At 73.0% G+C, this 24,656-nt stretch carries 21 protein-coding genes; 12 read left to right on the forward strand and 9 right to left on the reverse strand.

The annotated features are described in order from the left end of the window. Positions 1-80: 80 nt before the first annotated feature. From tyrS to LRS74_RS26615, 3 genes are all read right to left on the reverse strand, one after another. Entirely contained in the window at positions 81-1,499 is a 1,419-nt protein-coding gene (gene tyrS, locus LRS74_RS26605) for a tyrosine--tRNA ligase (RefSeq protein WP_277743368.1), read from the reverse strand. Positions 1,500-1,662: 163 nt separating this feature from the next. Continuing rightward, the gene (locus tag LRS74_RS26610) at positions 1,663-3,063 is read right to left on the reverse strand and encodes a metallopeptidase TldD-related protein (protein ID WP_277743369.1); all 1,401 of its coding nucleotides are present in this window, start codon (positions 3,061-3,063) and stop codon (positions 1,663-1,665) included. Between the two features lie 82 nt (positions 3,064-3,145). Further along, the gene (locus LRS74_RS26615; protein WP_277743370.1) at positions 3,146-4,669 is read right to left on the reverse strand and encodes a TldD/PmbA family protein; all 1,524 of its coding nucleotides are present in this window, start codon (positions 4,667-4,669) and stop codon (positions 3,146-3,148) included. A gap of 216 nt (positions 4,670-4,885) precedes the next feature. Between LRS74_RS26615 and fabG the strand changes: the two genes are divergently transcribed. The 3 genes from fabG to LRS74_RS26630 all read left to right on the forward strand — a co-directional run bounded on the left by fabG (position 4,886) and on the right by LRS74_RS26630 (position 6,893). Continuing rightward, positions 4,886-5,590: a 3-oxoacyl-[acyl-carrier-protein] reductase gene (gene fabG, locus LRS74_RS26620; RefSeq protein ID WP_277743371.1), complete on the forward strand. Its 705-nt coding sequence runs from the start codon at positions 4,886-4,888 to the stop codon at positions 5,588-5,590. A 5-nt stretch (positions 5,591-5,595) separates the two neighbouring features. Then, positions 5,596-6,366 (forward strand): enoyl-ACP reductase FabI, encoded by a 771-nt coding sequence (fabI, locus tag LRS74_RS26625; protein WP_277743372.1) that lies wholly within the window; start codon positions 5,596-5,598, stop codon positions 6,364-6,366. 170 nt (positions 6,367-6,536) lie between these two features. After that, entirely contained in the window at positions 6,537-6,893 is a 357-nt protein-coding gene (locus tag LRS74_RS26630) for a hypothetical protein (protein WP_277743373.1), read from the forward strand. Positions 6,894-7,076: 183 nt separating this feature from the next. Here LRS74_RS26630 and LRS74_RS26635 read toward each other — a convergent pair whose 3' ends face one another. Then, positions 7,077-7,742, reverse strand: coding sequence for a FadR/GntR family transcriptional regulator (locus LRS74_RS26635; RefSeq protein WP_144384524.1), 666 nt, complete (start codon positions 7,740-7,742; stop codon positions 7,077-7,079). 118 nt (positions 7,743-7,860) lie between these two features. Here LRS74_RS26635 and LRS74_RS26640 point away from each other — a divergent pair, with 118 nt between their 5' ends. The 4 genes from LRS74_RS26640 to LRS74_RS26655 all read left to right on the forward strand — a co-directional run bounded on the left by LRS74_RS26640 (position 7,861) and on the right by LRS74_RS26655 (position 10,732). Then, positions 7,861-9,264: an MFS transporter gene (locus LRS74_RS26640; protein WP_277743374.1), complete on the forward strand. Its 1,404-nt coding sequence runs from the start codon at positions 7,861-7,863 to the stop codon at positions 9,262-9,264. Positions 9,265-9,604: 340 nt separating this feature from the next. Further along, positions 9,605-9,727 carry an SGM_5486 family transporter-associated protein gene (locus tag LRS74_RS26645; protein WP_260867716.1) on the forward strand — a complete coding sequence of 41 codons (123 nt, stop codon included), beginning with the start codon at positions 9,605-9,607 and terminating at the stop codon, positions 9,725-9,727. 182 nt (positions 9,728-9,909) lie between these two features. Continuing rightward, a complete protein-coding gene (locus LRS74_RS26650) occupies positions 9,910-10,137 on the forward strand; it encodes a hypothetical protein (protein ID WP_144384523.1) in 228 nt (75 codons plus the stop codon). Between the two features lie 76 nt (positions 10,138-10,213). Next, complete coding sequence (locus tag LRS74_RS26655; RefSeq protein WP_277743376.1) at positions 10,214-10,732, forward strand: histidine phosphatase family protein; 519 nt, start codon at positions 10,214-10,216, stop codon at positions 10,730-10,732. A gap of 256 nt (positions 10,733-10,988) precedes the next feature. Here the strand turns inward: LRS74_RS26655 and serB are convergent, their stop codons facing one another. Together serB and LRS74_RS26665 are read right to left on the reverse strand one after the other, a co-directional pair. After that, positions 10,989-12,230: a phosphoserine phosphatase SerB gene (gene serB / locus LRS74_RS26660; protein WP_277743377.1), complete on the reverse strand. Its 1,242-nt coding sequence runs from the start codon at positions 12,228-12,230 to the stop codon at positions 10,989-10,991. A 557-nt stretch (positions 12,231-12,787) separates the two neighbouring features. Next, a complete protein-coding gene (locus LRS74_RS26665; protein WP_277743378.1) occupies positions 12,788-15,097 on the reverse strand; it encodes a streptophobe family protein in 2,310 nt (769 codons plus the stop codon). Between the two features lie 264 nt (positions 15,098-15,361). Here LRS74_RS26665 and LRS74_RS26670 point away from each other — a divergent pair, with 264 nt between their 5' ends. Then, positions 15,362-18,094 carry an FHA domain-containing protein gene (locus LRS74_RS26670; RefSeq protein WP_277743379.1) on the forward strand — a complete coding sequence of 911 codons (2,733 nt, stop codon included), beginning with the start codon at positions 15,362-15,364 and terminating at the stop codon, positions 18,092-18,094. Between the two features lie 116 nt (positions 18,095-18,210). Here the strand turns inward: LRS74_RS26670 and LRS74_RS26675 are convergent, their stop codons facing one another. Both LRS74_RS26675 and LRS74_RS26680 read right to left on the reverse strand, forming a co-directional pair. Then, the gene (locus LRS74_RS26675; protein WP_277743380.1) at positions 18,211-18,987 is read right to left on the reverse strand and encodes a transglycosylase SLT domain-containing protein; all 777 of its coding nucleotides are present in this window, start codon (positions 18,985-18,987) and stop codon (positions 18,211-18,213) included. Between the two features lie 525 nt (positions 18,988-19,512). Next, positions 19,513-20,214: a nitroreductase family protein gene (locus LRS74_RS26680; protein WP_277743381.1), complete on the reverse strand. Its 702-nt coding sequence runs from the start codon at positions 20,212-20,214 to the stop codon at positions 19,513-19,515. A 140-nt stretch (positions 20,215-20,354) separates the two neighbouring features. Between LRS74_RS26680 and LRS74_RS26685 the strand changes: the two genes are divergently transcribed. The 3 genes from LRS74_RS26685 (at position 20,355) to LRS74_RS26695 (ending at position 22,592) form a co-directional block, all read left to right on the forward strand. Further along, positions 20,355-21,515, forward strand: a complete 1,161-nt coding sequence (locus LRS74_RS26685) for a GAF domain-containing sensor histidine kinase (protein WP_277743382.1) — start codon at positions 20,355-20,357, stop codon at positions 21,513-21,515. Continuing rightward, positions 21,508-22,155, forward strand: coding sequence for a response regulator transcription factor (locus tag LRS74_RS26690; RefSeq protein ID WP_277743383.1), 648 nt, complete (start codon positions 21,508-21,510; stop codon positions 22,153-22,155). The genes LRS74_RS26685 and LRS74_RS26690 overlap by 8 nt, the downstream gene beginning before the upstream one ends. A 188-nt stretch (positions 22,156-22,343) precedes the next feature. After that, a complete protein-coding gene (locus tag LRS74_RS26695; RefSeq protein WP_277744950.1) occupies positions 22,344-22,592 on the forward strand; it encodes a chaplin in 249 nt (82 codons plus the stop codon). Between the two features lie 322 nt (positions 22,593-22,914). On the opposite strand, the gene LRS74_RS26700 is transcribed toward LRS74_RS26695, so the two are convergent. After that, positions 22,915-23,712 (reverse strand): hypothetical protein, encoded by a 798-nt coding sequence (locus LRS74_RS26700; RefSeq protein WP_277743384.1) that lies wholly within the window; start codon positions 23,710-23,712, stop codon positions 22,915-22,917. Between the two features lie 110 nt (positions 23,713-23,822). Between LRS74_RS26700 and LRS74_RS26705 the strand changes: the two genes are divergently transcribed. Beyond that, on the forward strand, positions 23,823-24,617 hold the full coding sequence (locus LRS74_RS26705; RefSeq protein WP_144384515.1) for an ABC transporter ATP-binding protein: 795 nt from the start codon (positions 23,823-23,825) through the stop codon (positions 24,615-24,617). Positions 24,618-24,656 lie beyond the last annotated feature (39 nt).

A 24,656-nucleotide genomic window follows, 5' to 3' on the forward strand; every position in this document is an offset into this window, starting at 1 on the left:
GGAACGCGGCGGCGGCCGGTGGGCCTCATCGCCCACCGGCCGCCGCCGTGCGTCGTGCTCCGCCCGCGGGGCGGCCGCGCCTACAGCCCGCGCAGCTGCGCGATCTTGCGGCCCGCCTTCAGGTAGACGCTGCCGGAGCCCGGCTCCAGCCCGGCCGCCGCCAGCACCTCGGCCACCACCTCGGCCAGCGGACGGATCGCCTGGGCCTCGGTGAGCACCGCCGACTCCTGGCCGGCCGCGCCCTCGACGACGAGCCGCAGCCCGTTCTGCTTGGCGACCCGGCGCGCCGCGGAGGCGCTCGGCTGGAAGCCCAGCACCTTGCTCAGCACGGTGATGACGGTCTCGGCGCCGTGCTCGGCCGTGTCCACCTCCGGCAGCGACTCCACGTCCGTGAAGCTCTTCTTGGAGAACTGGGCCACGAACCCGGCGCGCGCCGCCATCGCCGCCTCCAGGCCGTAGAGCGCGGCGACGACCTCACCGGCGAGCACCTTCTTGAGGTCCATCGGGTGCAGCGAGCGGTCCGCGACCCGAGCCAGCACGGCCGCGACCTCCGCGTCGGTCCACTCGGTCCACGCCTTCAGGTACGGCTCCATCAGCCGGTCCGGAACCGACATGATCTTGCCGAAGACATCGTCGGCGGGGGCGGTCAGCCCGACGTAGTTGCCCTTGGACTTGGACATCTTGGCGCCGGTGCCGTCGGTGCCCTCGATCAGCGGCATGGTGACGACGAGCTGCGGGCGCTGGCCGCGCAGCTCCATCAGCTTGCGCCCCATCTGGAGGTTGAGCAGCTGGTCCGCGCCGCCCAGCTCGACGTCGCAGTCGAGCGCCACCGAGTCCAGACCCTGCGCGATCGGGTACAGCAGCTCGGACATGGTCAGCCCGGAGCCGGCGGCCAGCCGGTTGCGGAAGTCCTCGCGCTGGAGCAACTGGGAGACCGGCACCTGGGAAAGCAGTCCGAGCAGCTCCGGGAAGGTGTACGGAGACAGCCACTCGCTGTTCTGCCGGAAGTTCACCTTCTCGAAGTCGAAGAAGGGCCGGACCTGCTCGCGGTAGCCGGCGAGGTTGGCGGCGATGTCCTCGTCGGTGAGCGGCGGACGCTCCGCGGTGCGCCCCGACGGGTCGCCGATCTTGGCGGTGAAGTCGCCGATCAGCAGCGTGACGTCGTGGCCCATCCGCTGGAAGCGGCTGAGGATGATCACCGGAACGGCGTGCCCCAGGTGCACATCCGCGGCGGTCGGGTCGATGCCCAGCTTGATGCTCAGCCCGCGGCCCGCCGCGCGGCGCTCGTCGATGCGCTCGGCCAGCTTCTGGACGTCCGGCAACACCTCGACGGTGCGGGACGCGATCAGCTCGGCCTGCTCCTTCGCCGACAGGTCCGTCAGGTCCAGATAGCGCCGCGCCTTGGTCTCCGTGAGCAGCCGCTCGACGGTGGAGTCGGAGGAGAGGTCCTGCGCCAGCAGTGCGCTGACGAGAGCGACGGAGTCGCCGAGGCGTGTCATCGTGGCGTTCCTGTGGAGAGTCGTGATCGGACGAGGGACGGGTCGAGTCTATTTGGTCGCGGTCGTACGCCCCGACCAATTCGGACGCGCGGTGGCTCGGGCCGACCGTCCCGGGCCGCCGATCCCGCCCTCGGCCACCGCGCGTCCCGGCGTTCCCGGGGCGTCAGACGCCCTGGCTCACCGAGCTCATGTTGAAGTCGGGCAGGCGCATCGCCGGCATCGCCGCCCGGGTGAACCAGTCGCTCCACTCGCGCGGCATCGTCCGCTCGGTGCGGCCCACCTCGGTGGCGCGGGAGAGCAGATCCACCGGCGACTCGTTGAAGCGGAAGTTGTTCGCCTCGCCGACGACCTCGCCGCCCTCGACCAGATAGACGCCGTCCCGGGTCAGCCCGGTCAGCAGCAGCGTCGCCGGGTCGACCTCGCGGATGTACCACAGACAGGTCAGCAGCAGCCCGCGGTCGGTCGCCGCGACCAGCTCGTCCAGCGAGCGGGTCCCGCCCCCGTCCAGGATCAGGTTGTCGATCGCGGGGACCACCGGCAGGCCGGTGAGGTCCGCGCTGTGCCGGGTGGTCTGCAACCGGTTGAGCACCCCGTCCCGGATCCAGTCGGTGGGCGCCAGCGGCAGTCCGTTGTCGAAGACCGAGGCGTCGTCGCCGGAGGCGTGCGCCAGCACGAACGGCGCCGCCTCCAGACCCGGCTCGTGCGGGTCGCTGCGCAGCGTCAGCGGCAGCTCGGACAGCTTCTCGCCGAGCCGCGTCCCACCGCCCGCCCGACTGAAGACGGTACGGCCCTCCGCCGCGTCCCGCGCCGACGCCGACCACATCTGGTAGATCAGCAGATCGGCGACCGCGCTCGGCGGCAGCAGCGTCTCGTACCGGCCGGCGGGGAGCTCCACCCGGCGCGCGGCCCACTCCAGGCGGCGCGTCAGCTCGGCGTCCATCGCGGCCAGGTCCACGTCCTTGAAGTCGCGGGTGGCGTGGCCCGCCCAGGCCGAGCGCGGCACCGACCCCGCCCCGCCGCTCTTGGCGTTGAGCTCCAGCGTCCCGGTCGGCTGGTCGTGACGCAGCCGCAGCCCGGTGGAGGTGCCCAGATAGCTGGTGACCATCTCGTGGTTGGCGAACCCGTACAGCTCGCGGCCGCCCGCGCGGGCGCGGGCGAACGCCTCGCCCAGCGTCGGGGCGAAGGAGGCGAACACCTCGGACGAGGTCTCGGCGGGCGGTTCGGCGAAGTCGGCGGACGCCGCCACCCCCTCGACCAGCGGCCGCGCGTCCTCGGCCGGACCGGCGTCCCGCGCGGCGCTCTCGGCCGCCCGCACCAGCGGCTCCAGCTCCGCGGCGGTGACGGCGGACCGGGACACCACCCCGGAGGCCGTGCCCTGGGCGCCGTCCACGGTCGCGATGACGGTGAGCGTGCGGCCGCGGGTGACGCCGTTGGTGGTGAGGGCGTTGCCCGCCCAGCGCAGATTGGCGGTGGAGTGCTCGTCGGCGATGACCACACAGCCGTCCGCGCGGGACAGCTCCAGCGCCCGCTCGACGATCTCGTGCGGCTTGTGCGAACGGCTCATCGGCCCGCCTCCTGGGTGGTGTTGAGACTGTGTCGACCCGGGGGACGACCCCCGGACCCCCGGCCGTGGAGGGGGTGACGGCTCATCGACCCGCCTCCTGGGTGGTGTTCAGGATGTTGACGCCGCGGAACAGGGCCGACGGGCAGCCGTGGGAGACCGCGGCGACCTGACCGGGCTGTGCCTTGCCACAGTTGAAGGCGCCGCCGAGGACGTACGTCCGGGGTCCTCCGACCGCCCCGAGCGAGCCCCAGAACTCGGGGGTCGTTCCCTGATAGGCGACGTCACGCACCTGTCCGCGAAGACGGCCGTTCCGGATCACATAGGCCCGCTGCTGTGTGAACTGGAAGTTGTACCGCTGCATGTCGATCGACCAGGAGCGGTCGCCGACCACGTAGATGCCGCGCTCGACCCCCGAGATCAGCTCCTCGGTGGAGGGGCCGCCGGGCGCGGGCCGCAGCGAGACGTTGGCCATCCGCTGCACCGGCACATGGCTGGGGGAGTCGGCGAAGGCGCAGCCGTTGGAGCGCTCGAAGCCGGTGAGCCGGGCGGTCCGCCGGTCGAGCTGGTAGCCCACCAGCACCCCGTCCTTGACCAGGTCCCAGGACTGGCCGGCGACGCCCTCGTCGTCGTAGCCGACGGTGGCCAGCCCGTGCTCCGCGGTCCGGTCGCCGGTGACGTTCATCAGCTCGGAGCCGTATCTCAGCTTGCCCAACTGGTCGAAGGTGGCGAAGGAGGTGCCCGCGTACGCCGCCTCGTAGCCCAGCGCCCGGTCCAGCTCGGTGGCGTGGCCGATCGACTCGTGGATGGTCAGCCAGAGGTTGGACGGGTCCACCACCAGGTCGTAGACGCCCGGCTCGACCGTCGGCGCGCGCATCTTCTCGGCCAGCAGTTCCGGGATCTCCGCCAGCTCCCGATCCCAGTCCCAGCCGGTCCCGGTGAGGTACTCCCAGCCGCGCCCCGCCGGCGGCGCCAGCGTCCGCATCGAGTCGAACTCGCCGCTGTCCGGGTCCACCGCCACCGCCGTGAGCTGCGGATGCAGCCGCACCCGCTGCTGGGTGGTCGAGGTGCCCGCGGTGTCCGCGTAGAACTTGTTCTCCTGTACGACGAGGAGCGAGGCGTCCACATGGGCCACCCCGTCGGCCCGCAGCAGCCGCTCGCTCCAGTCGGTCAGCAGCGCCACCTTCTCCCCGTCCGGCACCGAGAACGGGTTGACGTCGTACGCGGAGACCCAGGTCCGGTCCGGGTACACCGGCTCGTCCGCCAGCTCCACCCGCTCGTCCGACCCGGCCGCCTGGATCACCTTCGCCGACAGCTTGGCCATCGCCACGGCCTGCGCGGCCACCCGCGCGGCCGCGTCCATCGTCAGGTCCACCCCGGAGGCGAAGCCCCAGGTGCCGCCGTGCACCACGCGCACGGCGTAGCCCAGGTCGGTGGTGTCGGACGAGCTCGCCGGCTTGGCGTCACGCAGCCGCCACGACCCGCTGCGCACCCGCTCGAAGCGGAAGTCCGCGTGGGTGGCCCCGAGCGCCCGCGCGCGGGCCAGCGCGGCGTCGGCCAGCGGGCGCAGCGGCAGCGCCGAGAAGTCCTCGTCGATGGAATGGGGCACGTGATCCTCCCGTGGTAGGTCCCCGATCATGCCGTGTCCGCGGGGCGGTCGCCCAGCGCTTTGCCGATCGCTTTCTGTAGGGACCCCACAGTGACCGGAGGCCGCCCCTGTGTGGCCTCGATTCCCCGTACGGCCCTGTCGCCAGATAGTTTCGGGAGGACACACGCGACAATACGCAGCGACAGCGCAGCGATATCCCACAGAGAGGGTGGTCCCTTGAGCCGCTCGGTTCTCGTCACCGGAGGCAACCGCGGCATCGGCCTCGCCATCGCCCGCGCGTTCGCCGACGCGGGCGACAAGGTCGCCATCACCTACCGGTCGGGCGAGCCGCCCGCGGGCTTCCTCGCCGTGAAGTGCGACATCACGGACCCGGAGCAAGTCGAGCAGGCGTACAAGGAGATCGAGGAGAAGCACGGCGCGGTGGAGGTGCTGGTGGCCAACGCCGGCGTCACCCGCGACCAGCTCCTGATGCGCATGTCCGAGGAGGACTTCACCAGCGTCCTCGACACCAACCTCACGGGCACCTTCCGGGTGGTCAAGCGGGCCAACCGCGGCATGCTGCGGTCCCGCAAGGGGCGCGTCGTCCTCATCTCCTCCGTGGTCGGTCTGCTCGGTTCGGCCGGTCAGGCCAACTACGCGGCCTCCAAGGCCGGCCTGGTGGGCTTCGCCCGCTCCCTCGCCCGCGAGCTCGGTTCGCGCAACATCACGGTCAACGTGGTGGCGCCCGGCTTCGTGGACACCGACATGACCCGCGTGCTCAGCGACGAGCAGCGGGAGGGCATCGTCAAGCAGGTGCCGCTGGGGCGCTACGCGCAGCCCGACGAGATCGCGGCCGCGGTCCGCTTCCTGGCCTCCGAGGAGGCCGCGTACATCACTGGAGCCGTCATCCCCGTCGACGGCGGATTGGGCATGGGTCACTGAACGTCATGAGTGGAATTCTCGCTGGCAAGCGCATCCTGGTCACCGGCGTCATCACGGATGCGTCGATCGGCTTCCATGCCGCCAAGCTCGCCCAGGAAGAGGGCGCCGAGGTCATCCTCACCGGTTTCGGCCGGCTCACCCTCGTCGAGCGGATCGCCAAGCGGCTGCCCAAGCCCGCCCCGGTCATCGAGCTGGACGTCACCAACCAGGAGCACCTGGACACCCTGGCCGAGCGGGTGCGCGAGCACCTCGGCGAGGGCGTCGACCTGGACGGCGTGGTGCACTCCATCGCCTTCGGCCCGCAGGGCGCCTTCCACTTCCTGGACGCCACCTGGGAGGAGGTCGGCACCGCCGTGGAGGTGTCGGCGTACTCCTACAAGTCGCTGGCCACGGCGCTGCTGCCGCTGATGCGGCGCGGCGGCTCCATCGTCGGCCTCACCTTCGACGCCAAGTTCGCCTGGCCGGTCTACGACTGGATGGGTGTGGCCAAGGCGGCGCTGGAGTCGACCAACCGCTACCTCGCCCGCGACCTGGGCAAGGAGAACGTCCGCTGCAACCTGGTCGCGGCCGGCCCGATCAAGTCGATGGCCGCCAAGTCCATCCCGGGCTTCGAGACCCTGGCCAACGAGTGGGGCGACCGCGCGCCGATCGGCTGGGACATCGCCGACCCGGAGCCGGCGGCCCGCGGCGTCGTCGGTCTGCTCTCCGACTGGTTCCCGAAGACCACCGGCGAGATCGTCCACGTCGACGGCGGCGTGCACTCGATGGGCGTCTGAGCCGAACCGCCCACACCTCGATGCCCCGTTCCCCGCATGCGCGGGGAGCGGGGCATCACCCGTTCGGGCCACGGGAGGGGCGTCCGGCCCGCGGCCCCGGCAGGGTGGAGAGCGTCCCCCTTGAGGTGCAGCCGCGGCGCTCGCCGCAGCACGGCCGAGGAGGTACCGCCATGCGTACGCCCCACCGTGCCGCGGCCGCGGCACTGATCGCCGCCTTCGCCGTCGCCGCGTCCGGACCGCCCGCCGCGCCCGCCACACCACCGCCGGCCCCCGTCATCGTGCCGGCCGCCGAGAACCGGCCGAACCACGCCACCTGCGACGCCTGGGTGCACGGCTCGCACGCGACGGCGAGCTGCTTCAACCCGTACCCCAGGACCGACCGCATCCAGCTGCACGTGGAGTGCGAACGCTGGTGGGACCCGGACCTGGCCAGCCGACCGGTGGACATCGCACCCGCCCAGCACATCCGCGTCTCGGAGCGGTGCTGGAAGGAGATGGCGGAGGCGTGGGTGAGCCACCTGCGCTGACGGCCCGGCGACCGGATCGGCCGGCTGTGTGACGGTTCGCCGCGTGGGCCGGCTCGCCCGGTGAGGGTTCTCCGCCGGGGGCGGAGGCCACCTGCGTCGCCCCGCCGTCGCCGCATCCGCCGTCCGGTCGCCGCCGTCGTCGGCGTCGTCGCGCGCCGTCGTCCGCGTGAGGCGGCGGTCCGTTCAGAAACGGCAGACGGACGTGTGGGTGCTGGCCTCGGCGGCGGCGCGGGCGCCGTCGCCGTCGCGGATCGCCGCCACCAGCCGGGCGTGGTCCATATGGGCCTCGGGCCGCAGCTCGGTGCCCACGTCCGCACGGAGGAAGCTGCGCAGCACCCCGGCCAGGTCCGCGTACAGCTCCGCCAGCACCTCGTTGTGCGACGCCGCCACCACCGCCATGTGCAGTCGGGCGTCCGCCTCCACGAACGCCTCCGCGTCGCCGGACTCCCAGGCCCGCTCACGCCGCTCCAGCAGGGCGTCGAGCTGCCGGAGGTCCTGCGCGGTACGGCGCTCCGCGGCCAGCTGGGCCGCCTTGGTCTCCAGCGCGCCGCGCAGCTCGGCGACGTGCCGCGGCTCGGAGTCGGCGAAGCGCCGGTTCATCACCCCGGCCAGCTCGCTGGTGGCCACGACATAGGTGCCCGAGCCCTGCCGGATGTCCAGCAGTCCGTTGTGGGCCAGGGCCCGCACCGCCTCGCGCACGGTGTTACGGGCCACGCCGAGCTGCTCCACCAGCTCCGGCTCGGTGGGGATCCGCGAGCCGACCGGCCACTCGCCGGAGGTGATCTGGGCGCGCAGCTGGGCGATCACCTGGTCGGCGAGCGCGGAGCGCCGGGGCGATGTCAGCGGCATGACTCTCCTGGGCATGGGGGCCGTCGCGGGGATATGGGCTCTCTCATGATGCCGTCTCCCGTGAACGGTCCATGAACCCGTTGGAAGGCATTCATCCCATGATTCTATGATGGTCTGCATGGCTGCACACGAGGAGACCGCGGAGACGGCGGACAGGGACAGGACCGGCACGACGGACACGGCGACCGCGACCGCGGAGCGCACTCCGCCCGCGGCGGGAGCGGGGCGACCGCTGACCGCGCGGGCGGCAGCGGCGGCCGGGCCGGGCACCGGAGTCGGTCCCCGTGTCGCGTCCGCGCCCGACGCCGGCTCGCCCTGGCCGCTGCGGATCGTGGTCATCGGCCTGGTCCTGGCCGCCCTCAACCTGCGGCCCGCCATCACCAGCCTCGGCTCGCTCCTGGAGGAGGTGCGCGACGGCCTGGGCATGAGCGGCACCGTCGCCGGGCTGCTCACCTCGGTGCCCACCCTCTGCTTCGCGCTCTTCGGGCTCGCGGCGCCCCGGCTGGCCCGCCGCTGGGGACCGGCCACCGTCGTCTGCGCCGGGCTCGCCGCCATCACGGCGGGGCTCGCGTTGCGCCCCCTGGTCGGGAACACCGCGGGCTTCCTGGTGATCAGCGCGCTGGCGCTGGCCGGCATCGCCGTCAGCAACATCCTCATGCCGGTGATCGTCAAGCGCTGGTTCCCGGACCGCATCGGCCCGATGACCGGTCTGTACTCCATGGCCATGTCGCTGGGCACCGCCGGCGCCGCGGCCGTCACCGTGCCCATGACCGATGCCCTGGGCGGCAGTTGGCGACTGGGCCTCGGTGTCTGGGCGCTGCTGGCCGCCGTCGCCGTGTCGCCGTGGTTCCTCATCGCCCGAGGCCGCACGAACCGTCAGGTGCGCGCGGAGTCCGCCGCCGCGCCGCAGGACGCCCCCGCGCCCCGCATCACCCGTAGCCCCACCGCCTGGGCGCTCGCCGTCTTCTTCGGCCTCCAGGCCACCGGCGCGTACATCACCATGGGCTGGATGCCGCAGATCTTCCGCGACGCGGGGGTCTCCGCCTCCACCGCCGGTGTGCTGCTGGCGGTCACCATGGTGATGGGCGTGCCGCTCTCCTTCGTGCTGCCGCGGGTCGCGGCCCGGCTGCGCCACCAGGGTGTGCTCGTCCTCACCCTCGGTGCCTTCGGGTTCACCGGCTACGCCGGCCTCTGGCTGGCGCCGGCCGGCGGCGCCTGGGCCTGGGCCCTGCTGCTGGGCGTCTCCAACTGCGCCTTTCCGCTCGCCCTGACCATGATCGGTATGCGGGCGAAGACCAGCGCCGGTGTGGTCGGCCTGTCGGCGTTCGCGCAGAGCACCGGCTATCTGCTGTCGATCCCGGGCCCGCTGCTGGTGGGCGCCCTCTACCAGCACACCGGCGGCTGGGACCTGCCGATCGCCCTGATGGCGGGGCTGATGGTGCCGCAGATGGTGGCGGGCGTGCTCGCCGGCCGTGACCGCACCGTCGAGGACGAAGCAGTGAGGGTGCCCCCTACGGCGTAGTGGGCGTGCCGGTGGAGTGGGCGTGCCGGTGGAGTGACGCGGCTCCGCGCGGGCCCGGGTGCCGGGCGCCCCGGCGTCGGGGCCCGGTGGGTCTGGCGGGTGCCCCGGCGTTGGGCCCGGTGGGTCTGGCGGGTGCCCCGGCGTTGGGCCCGGTGGTCTGGCGGGTGCCCCGGCGTCGGGCCCGGTGGGTCTGGCGGGTGCCCCGGCGTTGGGCCCGGTGGTCTGGCGGGTGCCCCGGCGTCGGGCCCGGTGGGTCTGGCGGGTGCCCCGGCGTCGGGCCCGATGGGTCTGGCGGGTGCCCCGGTCGAAGTCGGTGCGCGGCGTTTGGGACACTTGAGCCATGTCGTCTCCTGTGCTCGACCCGAATCCGCAGAACGGTCACAAGAAGCTGCTCACCATTCTCGGTGTGATGCTGCTGGTCACCGTCGTCATCGGGGTCATCGCGACCATCGCCTCGCCCTGACCGGTTCCCCCCCGGAGGGGCGCGCCCGCGGGTGCCGCCCCGGGGTGGTGGTGGGGTTAACCCCACCACCCTTAGGGGGGTTGAGTCAGGGGTCAGTAGGTGGCTCACCGGATGGGATCGGCGGGTCGGGCTCCTTAGGCTCGAAGAGCCACAGCGTCCAGCCCGCACCCGGAGGCGATCCGATGTCCGCACCGACCGCTCGCCCGTACCCCCGGTCCATACCCCCGGTCCGTTCGGCGTCCGGTGGTGTGTCGACCCGGCTGCCGTGGTGGGCCGTGGCGCTGCCCGCCGTCGCCTTCGTCGCGCTGCTGCTGCTCATCGCGGGCCCAGCGGACGCACAGGCCGCGAGCGAGTCCGGTGTCCTCTCGCACGTCGTCGGGATGGTGCGGGACGTCGTGCCGCACCAGTAGCCGCACCGTTCCCGGCGGTGCGGAGCGTCCTCAACACCCCGCGCCACGCAGCGCTTTTCGTGCGAAGCTGGGACCCATGAGCGTCGATGTACCCCGCAGGATCGTCCTACTCCGACACGCCAAGGCCGACTGGGCCGAGGAATCCGATCATGAGCGCCCGCTCGCCGAGCGCGGCCGCAAAGACGCCCCGGTGGCCGGGCGCTGGCTCGCCGGGGCCGGCATCATTCCCGATCTCACCCTGTGCTCCACCGCCCTCCGCACCCGCGAGACCTGGAAGCTGGTGGTGTCCGAGCTGCCCCAGCGCCCCAAGACGGTCTACGAGGAGCGGCTGTACGAGGCATCGCTGGGGGAGCTGATCGCGCTGCTGAACGAGACCTCTGACGAGGTCAAGGACCTGATGGTGGTCGGCCACAACCCCGGTGTGCACGCGCTGGCCGACGCCTTGGCGGGTGAGGCGGAGGGGGATCTGCTGGCCCGGATGAACCGGAGCGGCTTCCCCACCTCCGCCATCGCGGTGCTCACCTTCGACGGCTCGTGGAAGTCGGTGGAGCACGGCGTCGGCCGCCTGGTCGCCTTCTGGTCCCCGCACGCCTGAGCCACGCGCCGCGGCTCCCCGCGTGCACGAACGGCCGGGCCATGGACGAGCGGCCCGGGGCCCTGATGACGTGGGCCGCTTCGCGAAGGAGCGGCCGGGGCCGTGACGAGACGGGCGGCTCCGTGCCTGAGCGGCCGGACCCGAACGTGACGTGGGCCGGCCTCCACCCCGGTGGAGGCCGGCCCACATACGTCTCCTACGACCACTCGACCGGCGCCACCCCGACCGGCCGTCCGTCGACCGAGGGACCCCCGGATCAGTCGGCGTGGGTCTCCGCCGCCTCGACCTCGTCGCGGGTGATGCCCAGCAGATAGAGCACCGTGTCCAGGAACGGCACGTTCACCGCGGTGTGCGCGGCCTCCCGCACCACCGGCTTGGCGTTGAAGGCCACCCCGAGCCCGGCGGCGTTCAGCATGTCCAGGTCGTTGGCGCCGTCGCCGATCGCCACCGTCTGGGACAGCGGCACCCCGGCCTCCGCCGCGAACCGCCGCAGCAGCCGGGCCTTGCCCTCCCGGTCCACCACCTCCCCGACCACGCGGCCGGTCAGCTTGCCGTCCACCACCTCCAGGGTGTTGGCGGAGGCGAAGTCCAGCCCCAGCCGCTCCTTCAGGTCGTCGGTCACCTGGGTGAAACCACCGGAGACCACGCCCACCTGGAAGCCGAGCCGCTTGAGGGTGCGGATGAGGGTCCGCGCGCCGGGGGTGAGACGCACCTCGGCGCGTACCTTGTCCACCACCGACTCGTCGATGCCCTTCAGCAGCGCGACCCGCGCGTGCAGCGACTGCTCGAAGTCCAGCTCGCCGCGCATCGCCTGCGCGGTGACCTTCGCGACCTCGGCCTCGCAGCCCGCGTGCGCCGCGAAGAGCTCGATCACCTCGTCCTGGATCAGCGTGGAGTCCACGTCCATGACCACCAGGCGCTGCGCCCGGCGCTGGAGGCCGGAGGCGACGACGGCGACATCGACGCCCAGGGCCGCGGCCTCGGTCGCCAGCGCGGTGCGCAGCGGCTCGGTCCCGGCGCCGGAGACCTCGAACTCCACCGCGGTCACGGGGTACTTCGCGAGTCGGAAGATGCGGTCGATATTGCCGCCCGTGCCGGTGATACGGGCCGCGATGGCGGCCGTCGACTCGGCGGTCAAGGGATGTCCGAGCACGGTGACGTGCGAGCGTCCGACACCGCGCGGCCGGTTGTCGCCGCGGCCGGAGATGATCTCCGCCTGGAGCCGCAGCGACTCGGCCCAGCTGTGCACGGTCGCCCGCAGATCGCCCTCGGCCGCGCCGCTGCCGCGGCCCGGTGGGGCGGTCACCAGCACGCACAGCACTATGCGGCCTCGGGTGACGACTTGTTCGATGTCCACGACGTCCACGTCGAAGGCGGCGAGGGTGTCGAAGAGCCCGGCGGTGATGCCTGGACGGTCCTTGCCGAAGATCTTGACAAGGAGGGTCGGTACATCGTCGCCCGGAACGGCGGTGGCAGGTGGGATCTGCGATGCGCTCATGGTCATTCCACCGTATAGGGCCGCCCGAGTGGCTCGTCCGGCTGTCCGCCCAACGGACATGCGTGCGGGGGCGACTGTTCCACGGACGGTCACCATACGGCTACGTAGACGTGTGAAAGCGGAGGGGTGCCCCGGTTCGGCGGTACGGGCCTTTCTCCGGGAAGCGCGCCGGACGCCGGGCATCACGGAGACGGCCTGTCGACCCGCCCGGGCCGCCCGGCCCGCCCGGAGCGGCTCGCGCGCCCCGCTCCCGCGGTCGCCGATGCCAGGCGCCCCACACGCTCGGCCCTGCCCTGCTCGGGGTCGAGCCGAGGCCGCGGGCGGGGGTGTGGCGGCGGCATCGGGGCGCGCGGGCTGCGTCCCGGGGTCGGGTGCCCCCCTCGGGGGCGGCTTGGGACGCTCAGCCCCGGCTTCTTGGGCGGCCCGGGGGCGGGTCTTCCTCCGGGGGGGTGCTCGGGGTCGAGCCGCGGCCGCGGGCGGGGGTGCGGTGGCGGGAGCGGGGCGCGCGGGCCTGCGTCCCGGGGTCGGGTGCCCCCCTCGGGGGCGGCTTGGGACGCTCAGCCCCGGCTTCTGGGGCGGCCCGGGGGCGGGTCTTCCTCCGGGGGGTGCTCGGGGTCGAGCCGCGGCCGCGGGCGGGGGTGCGGCGGCGGCATCGGGGCGCCCGCCTGCGTCGGCGCGCTGTGCGGGAAGCCGTGGGCCGCCGGCGCACCGTGACCCCCGTACGCGGCGTCCCCGCCGGGCCGACCGGGGCCGCGCGGCGGCGGCTGCTGTCCGCCCGGGGCTGCCGGTGCCGGCCCTGGGCCGGCCGGGTGCGGCCCCGGGCCCCCCGGTGCCGTCCCCCAGCTCCCCGGTCCTGCCCCTGGGCCCGCCGGTCGTCCGCCTGGGCCCGCCGGTCGTCCGCCCGGGCCCGCCGGTCGTGCCCCCGGTCCCGCCGGTGCCGGCCCCGGGCCCGCCGGCCACCCGTCCGGGTTCGCCGGCCAGACTCCTTGCCCCGGCGGGCGAGCGCTCGCCTCCGACGCCGGCGAGACCGCGCCCCGTGGCCGGGCTTCCGGGCCCGACGCCCACGCCTGCTGGTCCCGGGTCCACGCTTCCGGATCCGGCGTCCACGGTTCGGGGGACGGCGTCCACGGTTCGGGGATGGGCGCCCACGCGCCCGGGGACGGGGACCAGCCGCACTGCTGTGGCGGCGGCGGGGCCGGGTCCACCGGTCGCAGATAGGGGTTGGTCTCGTCGTGGGACGGGCGGTAGACGGGGGAGGGGCGGTAGGGGCCCGGCCCGTACGCGAGGTCGGGGTAGGTGCGCGCGCCACTTCCACCGCCGGCGCCCATCGGGCCGTAACCACCAGGTCCACCGGTCGCGCCGAGCGCGCCCAACGCACCGGCCGCCCCGGCCCCGCCGCCCGCCGTGCTGCCCGCCCCCGCCCCGGCGGCCTCGGCGGGCCGGGCCGCGATCCCGCGGGCGAAGGCCGAGGCGCGCCCACCGGCGGCGCCGGTGGCGCGGGCCAGGAGGGCCCCGACGGCTCCCGCCGCGACCCCCCAGGCCGCCCCGATGGGCAGCGCGTGCGCCACCTTGCCGTGCAGGTCGAGCCCGGCGCCGAAGGCGTCGAAGCCCAGCACCGACAGCTCCGCGCCCGCCGACACCTCCGTGAGCCACACCAGCAGCGGGAGCGCGAGCGCGGTGCCGAGGCCCAACCGCAGCGCGCACCGGCCCGCGAACCCGAGAACCCCCGCGTCTCGCTGCGCGCCGGGGACGCGCAGCGGGGTCCGGGCCGCGGTGAGCACCCCGGCGGTGAGCATCAGCAGCGCGCAGCCGACGGCCAGCAGCCACACCCGGTCGTCCAGGTCGGCCAGCCGTCGCACCGTGATGGCCGATTCGCCGTCCGCGCCGAGCAGCTCGTCGATCGGGTCGGGCAGCACCCGGACAAGCGCTCCGGTGGCCGTGCCCTGCCACGGCACGAACAGCCCCAGCGGCACCCCGAGCCAGACCCCGTTCGGGGCGCCGAGCAGCGTCGCCCCGAGCACCAGTCGGGGATGGTCGTCGTCGACGGCGGCGAAGACCCCGGCGGCCGCGCCGGCCAGGACGGCGAGCGCGAGCACCGCGCACAGCGCGGAGACGGCCGGCCGCACGGTGCGGTGCAGCCCCTCCCAGCCGCGCGGCAGCGGGGTGTGGCGGGCCGCGAGCACCGTGAGGAGCAGCACCGCGAGGACCCAGCCGGTGCCGCGGAGCAGCGATGCGCCGGCGTCGACCGTGAAGCCCACCTTGGCCTGCGCGTCGGCGAGGTCGACCAGCCTCTCCGGCAGCAGCCCGCCACCGATGCCCGCGATGTCGCCGAGCTCGTCCGGCAGTCGGTCCAGCAGCCCGCCGGCCCCGCCGTCCGTGCCGCTCCCGCCTCCGCTACCGCCGTCACCGCCTCCGATGCCCAGCCCTTCGAGGTCGAGGGTGGAGCCGTCGATGGTGACCGTGTCGTCGCCCGCCCAGACGAGCCCGGCGAGCAACAGCACGAACAGCGTCGTCACCGCGCCCGCCCGCGCCGCCAGTTCGCGCCCGCCGAGCACCGGCCCCGCGCCGCGCAGCGACCGCGCGAAGAGCCACCCGAGGAGGAGCGCGCCGAGCAGGCTCACGCCCAGCGGCGCGAGGTCGATGGCGGTGTGCGCCTGCGCGCCCTCCAGCCCGAAGACCCGCACATCGCCTGACGGAGTGACGGAACCGCCCACCGCGAGCACCACCGCGGCGGCGGTCATCGGCCCCAGCGAGCCCGCGCCATCGGCGCCGATCAAATGCAGACCGAGCGCGGCGACGCCCGCCATGGCGAGGAAGGCCCAGCTCACGGCAGCGACCGCGGCGAGCAGCAACTCGCCCCAGGGCAACCTTCCGCCGCTCCTCGCCGCCATCCCGATCCCCCCGATCGATGCGAGATGCCCGGATGATCATGATCCGTACCATCCGTGCCCGCTTCTACTTTCCGGGGGTCTTTCGGATGCGTCAACGCCGCCTGATGCGTGTCTGCTACATGCCTGATACCGACCCTTGCCAATGCCCGACTTCCGGTTCATGGACTGAGCCTGAAATAGTTCCTCACGATGTTCGCCATCCCTAGACTCCCTGTACGGGGGTTGCTCGGGGGACAATTAGTGGGGCATGGAGTGCCGGAACTCGTACTGGAATTGAACGGACAGACCTGGACACTTGATCCATCCAGGTCATACAGCCTTGGGCGGGATCCGCAGGGCGACATGGTGCTCGACGACGCCAGAGTCTCCTGGCGGCACGCCACCGTGCGCTGGGGCGGACGCAGTTGGGTCATCGAGGATCACGGCAGCACCAACGGCACCTACATGCAGGGCCAGCGGATCCACCAGATGGAAATCGGCCCCGGTTCGGCGGTGCATCTCGGCAACGCCACCGACGGCCCGCGGCTGAACTTCTCCGGCGGCGCCGGTGCCAACGCCGGATCCGGCGGCTACGCCATGCCGAACGCGATGGCCGCGCAGCAGCACGCCCAGCCGCAGCCGCACCCGCAGGCCCAGCCGCAGCCGCACCCGCACGCTCAGGGCCACGCCCAGCCGCACGCTCAGGGCCACGCCCAGCCGCACGCTCAGGGTCAGCCCCACGCCCAGTACGCCCAGCAGGCGCCGGTCCATCCGCAGCAGCCGCAGCCCGGCCCGGCCGGCTGGGGCCAGCAGCAGCCACAGCAGCAGCAGGCTCCGCAGGGCTGGCAGCAGCCCCAGCCGTCCCAGCCCCACCCGGGCCAGGGCCAGGGTCAGCAGCCGTACGTGCCGCCGCAGCAGCAGCAACCGCAGGCCGCGCCGCAGCAGAGCGTGGACCCGGCGCGGCACGGGGGCGCCGCCGGTGTCGCGCCGGTCTACGGCGACCGCAGCCCGACCACCTTCCATCAGCTGGCCGTCGGCCGGGTGATGCGCATCGGTCGTGCGCTGGAGAACGAGCTGGTCGTCTCCGACCTCCAGGTCTCCCGCCACCACGCCGAGTTCCGCGCGCTGCCCGACGGCCGGTTCGAGATCGTCGACCTCGGCAGCCACAACGGCACGTATGTCAACGGTCAGCCGGTCCGGCAGCAGGTCATCGGCCCCAGCGACATCGTCGGCGTCGGTCACTCCACCTTCCGGCTGGTCGGCGACCGCCTTGAGGAGTTCGTCGACACCGGTGAGGTCTCCTTCTCGGCCCGCCATCTGACGGTGACCGTCGACGGCGGCAAGCAGATCCTCAAGGACGTCTCCTTCGGCGTCCCCGAGAAGTCGCTGGTCGCGGTCATCGGCCCGTCCGGTTCCGGCAAGTCCACGCTACTGCGCGCGCTCACCGGCTACCGCCCCGCCAACCAGGGCGAGGTCCTCTACGACAACCGGAACCTGTACCGGCAGTTCGCCGAGCTGCGGCAGCGCATCGGTCTGGTCCCGCAGGACGACATCCTGCACAAGGAGCTGACGGTCCGCACCGCGCTCAAGTACGCGGCCAAGCTCCGCTTCCCCGGCGACACCGCCGGGGCTGAGCGCGAGGCCCGTATCGACGAGGTGCTGCGCGAGCTCAAGCTCGACATCCACAAGGACAAAAGGGTCACCTCGCTCTCCGGCGGTCAGCGCAAGCGCGTCTCGGTCGCCCTGGAGCTGCTCACCAAGCCCTCGCTGATCTTCCTGGACGAGCCCACCTCCGGCCTCGACCCGGGCATGGACCGCGATGTGATGCAGCTGCTGCGCGGTCTGGCCGACGACGGCCGCACGGTGCTGGTGGTCACCCACTCCGTGGCCGAGCTGGCGCTGTGCGACAAGCTCCTGGTGATGGCGCCGGGCGGCTCGGTGGCGTACTTCGGCCCGCCGGACGAGGCGCTGAACTTCTTCGGCTACGAGACCTGGGCCGACGTTTTCTCCAACTTCGAGAACTACCGCGACTACGACTGGGCCGGCCGCTGGCGCGGCTCTCGGCACTACCAGATGTACGCGGCCGACCTCGACGCGGTCGCCCCGCAGTCCGTGCACGTCCAGCCGCCGCCGGCCCGGATGCAGAAGCCGCAGAGCTGGGCCTCCCAGCTGTGGACCCTGATCCGCCGCTACTCCTCGGTGATCGCCTCCGACCGCGGCTTCTTGGCGCTGATGCTGATCCTGCCCGCCGTCCTCGGCGGGGTCTCGGTGGTCATCCCGTCCGAGTTCGGGCTGACCAAGGCGCCGAAGGGCCGGTTCAACCAGGACGCGGGCACGATCATCCTGATCCTCGTGGTCGGCATGTGCTTCTCCGGCGCCGCCAACTCCGTACGAGAACTGATCAAGGAACGGGTCATCTACGAACGGGAACGGGCCGTCGGCCTGTCCCGGTCGGCGTACCTGATGTCCAAGGTGATCGTCCTCGGCGTGATCACCGCCTTCCAGGGTGTGATCATCTGCGCCATCGGGTTCTCCACCCGGAAGCTGCCCGAGGAGGGGCTGGTGCTGCCCGCGGCCGCCGAGCTGTGCCTGGCGATCATCGCGATCGGCTTCACCTCGATGATGTTCGGCCTGGTGATCTCCTCGCTGGTGAAGACCGCCGAGAAGACCATGCCGCTGCTGGTGATGTTCGCGATCGTCCAGGTCGTCTTCACCGGCATTCTGTTCAAGATCTTCAGCTCGCCGGGCATCGAGCAGTTCGCCTGGCTGATGCCGTCCCGCTGGGCGGTCGGCGCGGCCGGCGCCACGCTGGACCTCTCGCACATGATGGCCCCGTGGGACCGCAAGAAGCCCGGTGAGCTCGACCCGCTGTGGGAGGCCACCGCCACCCAGTGGGCCGTCGACATGATGGTGCTCATCGCGATCGGCGTCGTCTGCGGCTTCGTCGTGGCACGACTGCTGCGTCGCCATGAGCCGGAGGTCATGCGCAAGTAGGCGGAGCGGTCGCGGCTCGCGCACGCACGACGAAGGGCGGCACCCCACAGGGGGTGCCGCCCTTCCGCGTCATGGCGCGGGCCCGGAGGAGGCGTGGGCCCGAGGGGCCGGACGGATCAGTACGCCGAGTTGACGTTGTCCATCGAGCCGTAGCGGTCGGCCGCGTAGTTGCAGGCCGCGGTGATGTTGGCGACCGGGTCGTAGATGTCCCAGGAGGTGCCCTCGACGTGGTACGCCTTGAAGGTCGGGTCGATCACCTGGAGCAGGCCCTTGGACGGGATGCCGTTGATCGCGTTGATGTCCCAGTTGTTGATCGCGCGCGGGTTGCCGGACGACTCACGCATGATGTTGCGGTAGATGCCGTCGTAGCTACCCGGGATGCCCTTGTCCTTCATGATGTCGAGGGACTGTCGGATCCAGCCGTCCAGGTTGTTGGCGTAGGTCGGCTTGGGGGCCGGAGCCGGGGCGACGGGAGCCGGAGCCGGGGCCGGAGCGGCGACCGGGGCCTCGGCGGGCTTCGGCGCGGCGACCGGCGCACGCTCGGCGGAGCGGCTCGCGGCCTCGCGCTCGCGGTCGGCCTTGGCCTTGGCCTCGGCGGCCTTCCTGGCCTCCTCGGCCTTCTTCGCCGCGGCCTCTTCCTCGGCCTGCTTGGCGTGCAGCGCGGTCTGCTGGGTCAGGCTGCCCTGCTGGATCTTGCCGTAGGTCGACGAGGTCAGCGCGACCGGCTCGGCGGAGAGCGCCTGAGTGTTCGGCTGGGCGTCGGCGGTGCCGCCGGGGACGACGGCGAAGGCGAGGGCGGCGGCGCCGGCCGTGGCGATGCCCGCGGCGGAGAACTTGTGGGTCTTGGTCAGACGGCTAAAACCGGGGATGCTCGGAATGCTGGGGACGGGCATGAGCGGAGTAGTCCTCTTTCCAATCGCTTGAGTCACCTGCCGGAGCGGATCGGCGCGAAAAAAGCGCCGCGTCTCGATCGACGGCGCCGTGGCGACTTCGGCAATTGTTAGCGGCCGCAAAATCCCGTGGCAATCATGTGACCTACGAAGCGGCTTAGTGGGACCGGGGCCCGCCGGAGGCCCTCCAGAGGGCCCCAATCTCCCCTTACGGGGACTTTAGACCTCTCCTAAGCTCCTTCGTACGTGATCTGGGTCCTATGCGCGGGCTCACACGGGGCGGCCCCGGATCTCGCTCAATGTGCTCGTGCGAACACGCAACGACGGACACTTGGGGCCGCTTCCCGCCATGCCGGATGGAGCGGGCGGATGCGGGACTCATCCCGACATGACGGGCGCCCGGTGTCGGAGGGCACGGGCGGGCGGCCCGTGGGGCTGGGCGCGGTGGGCGGGGCGTGGTGGCCGGCGGTGGTGTCGGCGCTGGTGTTGGTGGTGGTGTGTCGGCGGGCTCGGCGGTGTCCCGCGGTCTCAGACCTCGACGATCACCTGGTCCAGGGACTTGCGCACCAGGTCCGGAACCACGCAGTCGGCCGCCGGGTAGCCCACCGGGATCACCGCGAAGGCCTTCTCGTTCCGCGGACGCCCCAGCACCTCGGACAGGAAGCGCATCGGGCTCGGCGTGTGCACCAGCGCCGCCAGCCCCGCCAGGTGCAGCGCGGAGAGCAGCATCCCGACCGCGATCCCCACCGACTCGTCCACGTAGTAGTGCTTGCGCCGCTCCCCGTCCGGCCCCAGCCAGTAGCGCTGCTGGAAGACCACGATCAGCTGCGGGGCGTCGGTCAGATGCGGCTTGACCTCGTCCGTCCCGAGCGGCCGCAGGGCCGCCAGCCACTCCTCGCCGAGCCGCCCCGCGTAGGAGACCTGCTCCTCGGCCTCGGCGGCCTCCCGGATCCGTCGCCGCACCTCCGCGTCCTTCACCAGGACGAACGTCCACGGCTGCTGATGCGCTCCGGACGGCGCGGTGGCGGCGCAGGCGATGGCGTCCCGCACCACCTGCTCCGGCACCGGGTCGGGCGAGAACTGCCGTACGGTCCTGCGCCGCTCCATCCGTTCCCGCAGCTCGGCCGCGCGGGCCAGCGACTCGGCGGCGGGCATCCGCTCCGGACGGTAGGGGATCGGGCGATAGGGCTCGCCGTGCGTCGGCGTCCAGCTCCTCATTGGTATGGACATGTAAAGGATTGTGGACCCGGGAGCGTCCCCGTGGGCCGGAATCGCCGAATCGGCCGGCGCTTCGGTCCTAGGTCGCAGGACCCGGTCGGGCGCGGCCGCGGGCTGATACACCGTCCTGAACCCGCCGGTACGGTGATCTCATGAACACAGGACCGGGCAGTGATCCCGGGGCCGTCCTGGCGAGCGTGAGCAGCGCACTCCTCGACATGAACCGGCAGCTCGAAGTGCGGGACGTCCTGCAGACCATCGTCCGCTCGGCGCGCGAGGTCCTCGACGCCGAGTACGCGGCACTCGGCGTCCCCGACGACCACGGCGGCTTCGCGCAGTTCGTCGTCGACGGCGTCAGCGAGGAGCAGTGGAAGGCCATCGGCCCGCTGCCCCGCCAGCACGGCATCCTCGCCGCGATGCTCCAGGACGCCACCCCGCAGCGGCTCGCCGACGTCCGCGAGGACCCCCGGTTCGAGGGCTGGCCCGCCGCCCACCCCGACATGTCCGACTTCCTCGGACTGCCGGTCGCCGACGGCGACGAGGTGATCGCCGCGCTCTTCCTCGCCAACAAGAGGTGCCCCAAGCCCGACGGCGGCTGCGGCTTCACCGAGCGGGACGAGGAACTGCTGCGCATCCTCGCCCAGCACGCGGCCATCGCCCTCACCAACGCCCGGCTGTACGAGCGCAGCCGCGAGCTGACCATCGCCGGCGAGCGGGCCCGGCTCGCCCACGAGCTGCACGACGCCGTCGCACAGAAGCTCTTCTCGCTGCGGCTGACGGCCCAGGCCGCCACCGCCCTGGTGGACCGCGACCCCGCCCGTGCCAAAGAGGAGCTGCACCAGGTGGCCGCGCTCGCCGCGGAGGCCGCCGACGAGCTGCGCGCCGCCGTCGTCGAGCTGCGCCCCGCCGCCCTCGACGAGGACGGCCTGGTCGCCACGCTGCGCACCCAGATCCAGGTGCTCGACCGCGCCCACACCGCCCGGGTCGGCTTCACCTCCCACGGCGTGCGGGCGCTGCCCGCCGCCCAGGAGGAGGCACTGCTGCGCGTGGCCCAGGAGGCGCTACACAACGCGCTGCGCCACTCCGGCGCCGCCCATGTCGACGTGTCCCTCGTGCGCCGGGGCCCCAGCGGCGCCCTGCTGCGGGTGGCCGACGACGGCGGCGGATTCGAACCGGCCACCATCCGCCGCGCCGGACGCCACCTGGGACTGGTCTCGATGCGCGACCGCGCCAGCGGGGTCGGCGGCAAGCTCACCGTGGAATCGGCGCCCGGCAAGGGCACCGTGATCGAGATGGAGGTGCCCGGTGGCTGAGCCGGACACGATTCGGGTACTGCTGGTCGACGACCACCAGGTCGTGCGGCGCGGGCTGCGCACGTTCCTTGAGGTCCAGGACGACATCGAGGTCGTCGGGGAGGCGTCGGACGGCGACGAGGGCGTCGCCGCCGCCGAGGAGCTGCGGCCCGACGTCATCCTCATGGATGTGAAGATGCCGGGCACCGACGGCATCGAGGCGCTGCGCCGGCTCCGAGAGGCCGGAAGCCGGGCGCGGGTCCTGATCGTCACCAGCTTCACCGAGCAGCGCACCGTGGTCCCCGCCCTTCGCGCGGGCGCCGCCGGATACGTCTACAAGGACGTGGACCCCGAGGCGCTCGCCGGCGCCATCCGCTCCGTCCACGCCGGACATGTGCTGCTCCAGCCCGAGGTGGCCGGCGCGCTGCTCTCCCAGGAGGAGGCCAACGGCGGCCAGGGCCGCGGCAACACCCTCACCGAGCGGGAGCGCGAGGTGCTCGCGCTGATCGCGGACGGCCGCTCCAACCGGGAGATCGCCCGCGCGCTGGTGCTGTCCGAGAAGACCGTCAAGACGCATGTCTCGAACATCCTGATGAAGCTGGACCTCGCGGACCGGACCCAGGCGGCCCTGTGGGCGGTCCGACACGGGATCGGGGACTGACCCGGCGCCCCATCCGCCCGCGCGACGCCCTGCCACGGACCTGATACGGAATGTCGTCAGCTCAGCGGAGATTCATACCGTCGGGTGTATGTCACCCACACAGCGCATCCAGGTCGGCCGTGGGCCGTTCTTCATGGCGTGCCGCGGTGATCGGCCGCGGCAACGCGTTTCAGGAGGGTTTGAAGAAAGTGAAGAACATCAAGAAGTTCGCGGCCGTCGCGATCGCGGCGAGCGGTCTGGCCGTCGCCGGTGCCGGTGTGGCCTCCGCCTCGGACCACGGCCCGCAGGCCCAGGGTCAGGCCGTGAACTCCCCGGGTGTCGCTTCCGGCAACCTTGTTCAGCAGCCGGTCGACGCTCCGGTCAACGTGGGGGGCAACACCGTCACCGTGTTCGGTGTCGGCAACAGCGCCTTCGACAACCTGAACGTCAACCACTGACGTTTCGGCGACACGCCGACCAGTCGCACCGAAGGCCCCGCGGGCGCAGCTCCCGCGGGGCCTTCCGCCGTGCGACGCTCCCCGGCGCGGCTCCCCTGGCCGGGCGCGGCGCCCGGCGCTCCGCGCCAGGCCAGGGGGCGGCCCCCACGCGGGCCGCGTCTCTCGCGATACGGGTGATCCCGACGGCGAGCAGCCCGATCGGCGCGGTACGGCGGTGTCGAGCCGACCGCGACCGGCGAGGCCGAAGGCGACGGTGAGGGCGGGAAGAGGGGGCGCGGGGCCCACGGCCCGCGGCGGGGGCGCGAGCCGCGGGCCCGGACGTTCACCCCCGCTCGCGGTGCTCCACGTACGCGTTGTACGCCGCCACCTGCGCCCGGCGGGCGGTGCGCTCGACCGGGCGGAGGGCCTCGGCGCGGGCGGCGATCTCGGAGGCGCTGACCGCGGCGCCGTGCTCGCGGCCGCCGCCGGCGGGGCCGTGGGCGATGTCGATGAGGGCGCCCACTCGCTGCGCGAGCTCCAACACCCGGATGGCGCGCGGGGGGTAGCCCGGCGCGAGCACCTCGCGGCCGCGCTCCGCGCGCGCCCGGTACGCCTCCAGCGCCGCCTGGGCGACCGGGCCGGACCCGGCCACGTCCAGCCGGGAGAGCACCTCCGTCGCCTCCCGCAGCGCCTCCGCCAGCTCTCGCTCCGCCTCGCCGAGGGACGGCACGTCGGCCGGCGGCGCCTCGCGCACCGGCAGGCAGCGCCACACCACCTCGACGTGCACATCGCCGCGCGGCCCCGCCTCGAAGACCTCCGGCACCAGGCCCAGCGACACGCCCGAGGCGAGCACCGCCTCGCCCGTCTCCAGCGCCCGCGCGTTGAACTCCGGCGGGCCGCTCAGCCCCAGCGGGTGGCCCGGGGTCGGCAGCGCCACCCGCAGACCGGAGGCGCCGAGCGCGCGCAGCCGGCCGAGGGCCAGCGTGAGCCCGACCGGGCCGGACTCCCCGGGGAGATCGGCGACGCGATGGGACGCGTCGTCACCGGTGATGCGATGAGCGGCCTCATCCGGTGAGACAAGTCCGGCAATAAGGGCATTTCCCCACGCCGCAAGGCGTCCAGAGCGAGGTTCGTCGAGCATGGCCCCAGCCTAAGGACTGGCACCGTCAGTCGGTGGCGTAGGTTTTCCCTGGGGGCTGCGCCGCCGGGCGCAAGCGACATTTCGAGACTGCAATGGGAGACAACGCGCTCATGAGCGATGTTCTGGAGCTGGTGGACGTATCAGTGGTCCGCGACGGTCGGGCTCTGGTGGACGACGTCTCCTGGTCGATCAAGGAGGGCGAGCGCTGGGTGATCCTCGGCCCCAACGGCGCCGGTAAGACCACCCTGCTGAACATCGCCTCCAGCTACCTCTATCCCACCGCCGGTACCGCCCACATCCTCGGCGAGCGACTCGGCGGCGTCGACGTCTTCGAGCTCCGCCCGCGCATCGGCATGGCCGGCATCGCCATGGCCGACAAGCTGCCCCGCAACCAGACGGTGCTGCAGACCGTGCTCACCGCCGCGTACGGCATGACCGCCGGCTGGCAGGAGGCGTACGAGGACGTCGACGAGCAGCGCGCCCGCGCCTTCCTCGACCGCCTCGGCATGAGCGACTACCTGGACCGCAGGTTCGGCACCCTCTCCGAGGGCGAGCGCAAGCGCACCCTGATCGCCCGCGCCCTGATGACCGACCCCGAGCTGCTGCTGCTCGACGAGCCCGCCGCCGGCCTCGACCTCGGCGGCCGCGAGGACCTCGTGCGTCGCCTCGGTCGGCTGGCCCGCGACCCCATCGCCCCCTCGATGATCATGGTGACCCACCATGTCGAGGAGATCGCCCCCGGCTTCACCCACGTCCTCATGATCCGCCAGGGCAAGGTGCTGGCCGCCGGACCCATCGAGACCGAGCTCAGCTCCCGCAACCTCTCCCACTGCTTCGGCCTCCCGCTGGTCGTGGAGCGCAACGGCGACCGCTGGACGGCGCAGGGCCTGCCGCTCGGTCGCTAGGGACAGCGCGGTTTCGCGCCCTGTCCCGGCCCGCCCCCG

The sequence above is a fragment of the Streptomyces sp. LX-29 genome, from assembly GCF_029541745.1.
Classification (GTDB): Bacteria; Actinomycetota; Actinomycetes; order Streptomycetales; family Streptomycetaceae; genus Streptomyces.

Excerpts from the sequence above, each read along its gene's own strand:
- LRS74_RS26700 (WP_277743384.1), bottom strand. The coding sequence starts at position 23,712 with ATGCTCGACGAACCTCGCTCTGGACGCCTTGCGGCGTGGGGAAATGCC.
- LRS74_RS26650 (WP_144384523.1), top strand. The coding sequence starts at position 9,910 with ATGTCCGCACCGACCGCTCGCCCGTACCCCCGGTCCATACCCCCGGTC.
- fabI (WP_277743372.1), top strand. The coding sequence starts at position 5,596 with ATGAGTGGAATTCTCGCTGGCAAGCGCATCCTGGTCACCGGCGTCATC.
- LRS74_RS26645 (WP_260867716.1), top strand. The coding sequence starts at position 9,605 with ATGTCGTCTCCTGTGCTCGACCCGAATCCGCAGAACGGTCACAAGAAG.
- LRS74_RS26630 (WP_277743373.1), top strand. The coding sequence starts at position 6,537 with ATGCGTACGCCCCACCGTGCCGCGGCCGCGGCACTGATCGCCGCCTTC.
- LRS74_RS26635 (WP_144384524.1), bottom strand. The coding sequence starts at position 7,742 with ATGCCGCTGACATCGCCCCGGCGCTCCGCGCTCGCCGACCAGGTGATC.
- LRS74_RS26705 (WP_144384515.1), top strand. The coding sequence starts at position 23,823 with ATGAGCGATGTTCTGGAGCTGGTGGACGTATCAGTGGTCCGCGACGGT.
- LRS74_RS26655 (WP_277743376.1), top strand. The coding sequence starts at position 10,214 with ATGAGCGTCGATGTACCCCGCAGGATCGTCCTACTCCGACACGCCAAG.
- LRS74_RS26675 (WP_277743380.1), bottom strand. The coding sequence starts at position 18,987 with ATGCCCGTCCCCAGCATTCCGAGCATCCCCGGTTTTAGCCGTCTGACC.
- tyrS (WP_277743368.1), bottom strand. The coding sequence starts at position 1,499 with ATGACACGCCTCGGCGACTCCGTCGCTCTCGTCAGCGCACTGCTGGCG.
- LRS74_RS26680 (WP_277743381.1), bottom strand. The coding sequence starts at position 20,214 with ATGTCCATACCAATGAGGAGCTGGACGCCGACGCACGGCGAGCCCTAT.
- LRS74_RS26685 (WP_277743382.1), top strand. The coding sequence starts at position 20,355 with ATGAACACAGGACCGGGCAGTGATCCCGGGGCCGTCCTGGCGAGCGTG.
- LRS74_RS26610 (WP_277743369.1), bottom strand. The coding sequence starts at position 3,063 with ATGAGCCGTTCGCACAAGCCGCACGAGATCGTCGAGCGGGCGCTGGAG.
- LRS74_RS26640 (WP_277743374.1), top strand. The coding sequence starts at position 7,861 with ATGGCTGCACACGAGGAGACCGCGGAGACGGCGGACAGGGACAGGACC.
- serB (WP_277743377.1), bottom strand. The coding sequence starts at position 12,230 with ATGAGCGCATCGCAGATCCCACCTGCCACCGCCGTTCCGGGCGACGAT.